The organism is Microbacterium sp. zg.Y909 (assembly GCF_024626565.1).
Window position 1 is genome coordinate 1 of sequence record NZ_JANJFJ010000436.1, and the last position, 3,477, is coordinate 3,477.

6 protein-coding genes and 1 pseudogene are annotated in these 3,477 nt (G+C 70.5%); 4 read left to right on the forward strand and 3 right to left on the reverse strand.

Translation table 11 applies throughout. The features are described from left to right. Positions 1-8: 8 nt before the first annotated feature. Positions 9-449 (reverse strand): DUF5956 family protein, encoded by a 441-nt coding sequence (locus tag NQ160_RS25005; protein ID WP_374113692.1) that lies wholly within the window; start codon positions 447-449, stop codon positions 9-11. A gap of 15 nt (positions 450-464) precedes the next feature. Between NQ160_RS25005 and NQ160_RS25010 the strand changes: the two genes are divergently transcribed. From NQ160_RS25010 to NQ160_RS25015, 3 genes and pseudogenes are all read left to right on the forward strand, one after another. Next, a complete protein-coding gene (locus NQ160_RS25010; protein ID WP_374113693.1) occupies positions 465-830 on the forward strand; it encodes an SRPBCC domain-containing protein in 366 nt (121 codons plus the stop codon). An 88-nt stretch (positions 831-918) separates the two neighbouring features. After that, positions 919-1,152: a LacI family DNA-binding transcriptional regulator gene (locus NQ160_RS20855; protein ID WP_257516998.1), complete on the forward strand. Its 234-nt coding sequence runs from the start codon at positions 919-921 to the stop codon at positions 1,150-1,152. Positions 1,153-1,158: 6 nt separating this feature from the next. After that, positions 1,159-1,374 (forward strand): annotated as a pseudogene (locus tag NQ160_RS25015) (hypothetical protein); the annotation flags it as partial. Here the strand turns inward: NQ160_RS25015 and NQ160_RS20865 are convergent. Further along, a complete protein-coding gene (locus NQ160_RS20865; protein ID WP_257516999.1) occupies positions 1,277-1,801 on the reverse strand; it encodes a TetR/AcrR family transcriptional regulator in 525 nt (174 codons plus the stop codon). The pseudogene NQ160_RS25015 and the gene NQ160_RS20865 sit on opposite strands and share 98 nt — an antisense overlap. Before the next feature lie 82 nt (positions 1,802-1,883). Here NQ160_RS20865 and NQ160_RS20870 point away from each other — a divergent pair, with 82 nt between their 5' ends. After that, entirely contained in the window at positions 1,884-2,600 is a 717-nt protein-coding gene (locus NQ160_RS20870; protein WP_257517000.1) for an MBL fold metallo-hydrolase, read from the forward strand. 3 nt (positions 2,601-2,603) lie between these two features. Here the strand turns inward: NQ160_RS20870 and NQ160_RS20875 are convergent. Then, positions 2,604-3,477: NAD-dependent epimerase/dehydratase family protein (locus NQ160_RS20875; protein ID WP_306853907.1), on the reverse strand; the 874-nt coding region annotated here is incomplete at its 5' end.

Here is a 3,477-nt window from a genome sequence, read left to right on the forward strand (position 1 = left end):
TGCTGTGATCATGCCAGCGGCCCGAGAAGACGCTTCAGCTGCGTCCGCAAATCCGCGAGAACCTCCGGGGGGCTCGCCTCGGACTCATGACGGACTTCCGGTCCGTTGACCGCCGCCCAAAGGTCGTCCTCGCAGACCCCGGGAGGCAGGTAAAGCCTCCACTCATCGTCTGCGGGGGGAGCAGGGATGCCGAACTCCGCCAGGAACTCCACAAGACGGCTCTGGATCTCATCTCTCTCAGCGTCGCTCGGTCGCCGAGAGGTCGGCGGCTCACCGTGCACCTGCTCCACGACGTCCCCGAGCCGGCGGGGCACCCGCTGGACGTGCCTCGGGCCGGCGAGATACGCGATCAGGGAGTGTCGCAGGTGGGGCCCGAGTGCCACGACGGTTCCGCCTCGGGGAGGGGCGCCCGGTATCTCTTCCCAGCGGCTATCGCTCATCGCACTCATGATCCTCCTCTTCCCGTGATCCGACGCGTTCGCCCGTCGTGTGCCCGCGCGCGCTTCACGAGTGGCTGGAGCGGTTCGGGCACGGTCGAGATCTGCGACGCACCCGGGCACCTGCGCGTGCGCACGTGGGAAGAGGGAAGCGAACCCACGACCATCGAGGTTGTGCTCACGCCCGACGGCGACGGCACGCGGCTGGTGATCGAGGAGCGTGGGCTGCCCCTGGCGGAGTACGCGGATCACTGGGCGGGATGGCAGGCGCACACGGAAGACCTGGAGGCGCTTGTGGCGGGCGGCGAGCCCGGAAGCTGGCTCGACCGCTGGCGAGAACTCAGCTCGGCATACTCAGCACTCGCCCGCGGGGAGAACGACGCAACGCCGTAAGTATCCGCAGGGCACCGACGCACGAATGTCGATGCCCGTGCTCATGATTCGACGTACAAGGGGTACGCCACGTCTTGGAGGTCAATCGATGAGCGTCGAGAAAGCACCCACGATCGAGGATGTCGCCACGGCAGCCCACGTGTCGCGATCGACAGTCTCGCGTGTGATCAATCACGATCCGCGGGTGAGTTTCGCGGTGTGGGAGGCGGTGACCCGCGCGATTCACGAGCTCGCTTACACCCCTGACCCGTCGGCCCAGGCGCTCGCGCGCAGGCGGGGCGCAGCGCCGGTTTCGGAGCCTGACGCGGGTCCCGCTGCCTGACGCGGACGTCAAGCCGACGTCGTGATCACGATGGGCCGCGGCGACGCCTGCCCGGCCTTCCCCGGCAGGCGCTACGAGGACTGGCAGCTCGCCGACGCGGCGCGGCGACCGCGACAGCGAAGGTCTACTCGCAAAGCGCGGCGTCCAGTCGGTCGAGCCCGTAATCGAAGGCGGCGTCGATGTCGCCGCCGAGCCGGAAGGCTCCCGCGAGTTCCATGCTGACGAAGCCGGTGGCCCACGCCGTCAGCAGGCGCGCGGCGTCGAGGGCGCGCTCGTTGCCGACGGCCGCGCGCGCCGCGTGCAGCACCGGCTCGCTCGCCCGCTCGAGGGAGAGCTGCTCCGGCGACGACGCGTACATGAGCCGGAACGCCTGGGGGCGCGCGTGCCCGAAGGCGCGATACGCCCGCGCCAGGCCAGCGAGCGTGCCGTCGGATGCCGCGAGGTGCGCCCCGAGATCGGTGACCGTTGCCTCGACCACGAGCTGCAGCAGCGCGTCGCGGTCGCGTACCCGCTTGTACAGCGACGGGGCCCGCACTCCCACCCGCTCGGCGACGGCCTGCATGCTGACCCGGGTCGCGCCACCCTCTTCCAGCAGGTCGCGTGCGGCCGCGACGATGGCGGGCAGCGACGTGCGTTCCGGGGTGGGCATGCGGGGGCCTCCTGTGATGGCTACGGTGCTAAGCTATGATGGCTACGAACAATAGCTTAGCTCAAAGGAAGAAGGAGTCCTCATGCGACTCGCACCGAACCTGCACCGCATCGGCAACGACATCGTCGCGGCCCACCTCGTGGTGACGCCCGAGGGGATCACCCTCGTCGACGCCGGTCTGCCCGGGCACTGGAAAGACCTGGTCACCGAGCTCGCCGACCTCGGTCGGCCACTCGCCGACATCCGGGGAGTGGTGCTCACGCACGGCGACAGCGACCACATCGGCTTCGCCGAGCGCCTGCGCCGCGAGCTCGACATCCCCGTCTACGTGCACACCGACGATGCCGATCGCGCCCGCGGGGGCGACAAGCCCAAGACGCCAATGGGTCCGATGCGGCTCGCGCCGCTGGTCGGATTCTTCGCCTACGCGCTGCGCAAGAACGGCATCCGCACCCGCTACCTCACCGAGGTCTTGCCGGTGGCCGACGGCGCGGTGCTGGACCTTCCCGGATCTCCCCGCGTCATCGGCATGCCGGGCCACTCGCCGGGGAGTATCGCGGTGCACGTCCCCGCGGTCGCCGCGGTGTTCGTCGGCGACGCGCTGACGACCCGGCACGTGCTCACCGGCCGCGCCGGTGCCCAGCCGGCACCCTTCACCGACGAGCCCGAGCGCGCGATGGCATCGCTCGACCGCCTCGCCGACCTGGATGCCGAATGGGTGCTGCCCGGGCACGGAGTACCGTGGCGAGGCTCGCCGGCCGAGGTGGTCGCCGAGGTGCGGCGCGCCGCGGCAGTCTGACGGTCAGCCCGCCGTGCCCCCGCGCTCGGCGGAGGCAGCCAGGGCGTCGAAGGCGGCATCCAGCTTCTCGTCGACACGCTGACGGTCGGGGTGCGCGTCGTAGAAAGCCACGATGCGGCGGGCGCCCTCGTCGAACGTCACGGTCGTGCGGAAGTCGGGCGCCAGGCGCGTGACCTTCGCGTTGTCGAAGACCATCGAGTGCGCCTTGTCGCCCACGAGCGAGGGACCGACGTCGGGCAGCGCCGCGGCGATCGTGTCGCTCGCCACGTGCACGAAGCGCGGGTCGGTGACGCCGGCGGCATCCGCCAGCCAGCCGTAGATCTGGTTCCAGGTCGGGGCGTGCGTGCCGGTGATGGTGAAGGCGTCGCCGATCGCGGCCGGGTTGCCGAGCAGGCCCGTGAAGGCGACGGCGAAATCGTCCGAGTGGGTGATCGTCCACAGGCTCGTGCCGTCACCGTGGATCACGACCGGCTTGCCGGCGCGCAGGCGGGCGATGTCGGTCCAGCCGCCCGTCGTCGGGATCATCCTCTCGTCGTAGGTGTGCGACGGCCGCACGATCGTCTCCGGAAGCGCCCGGTCGCGATGGGCGCCGACCAGCAGGTCCTCGCAGGCGATCTTGTCGCGGGAGTACTGCCAGAACGGGTTGCGCAGGGGAGTCGACTCGGTGACCGGCAGGTAGCGCGGGGGCTTCTCGTAGGCGGATGCCGAGCTGATGTAGATGTACTGCCCGACGCGGCCCTCGACAGCCTCGAGCACCGTTTCGACGTGCTCGGGCACGAACGAGAGGAAGTCCGCGACGACGTCGACGCCCTCGCCGACCGCGGCGCGCACCGCGTCGGCGTCACGCACGTCGCCGGTGATGCGGCGCACCCCGTCG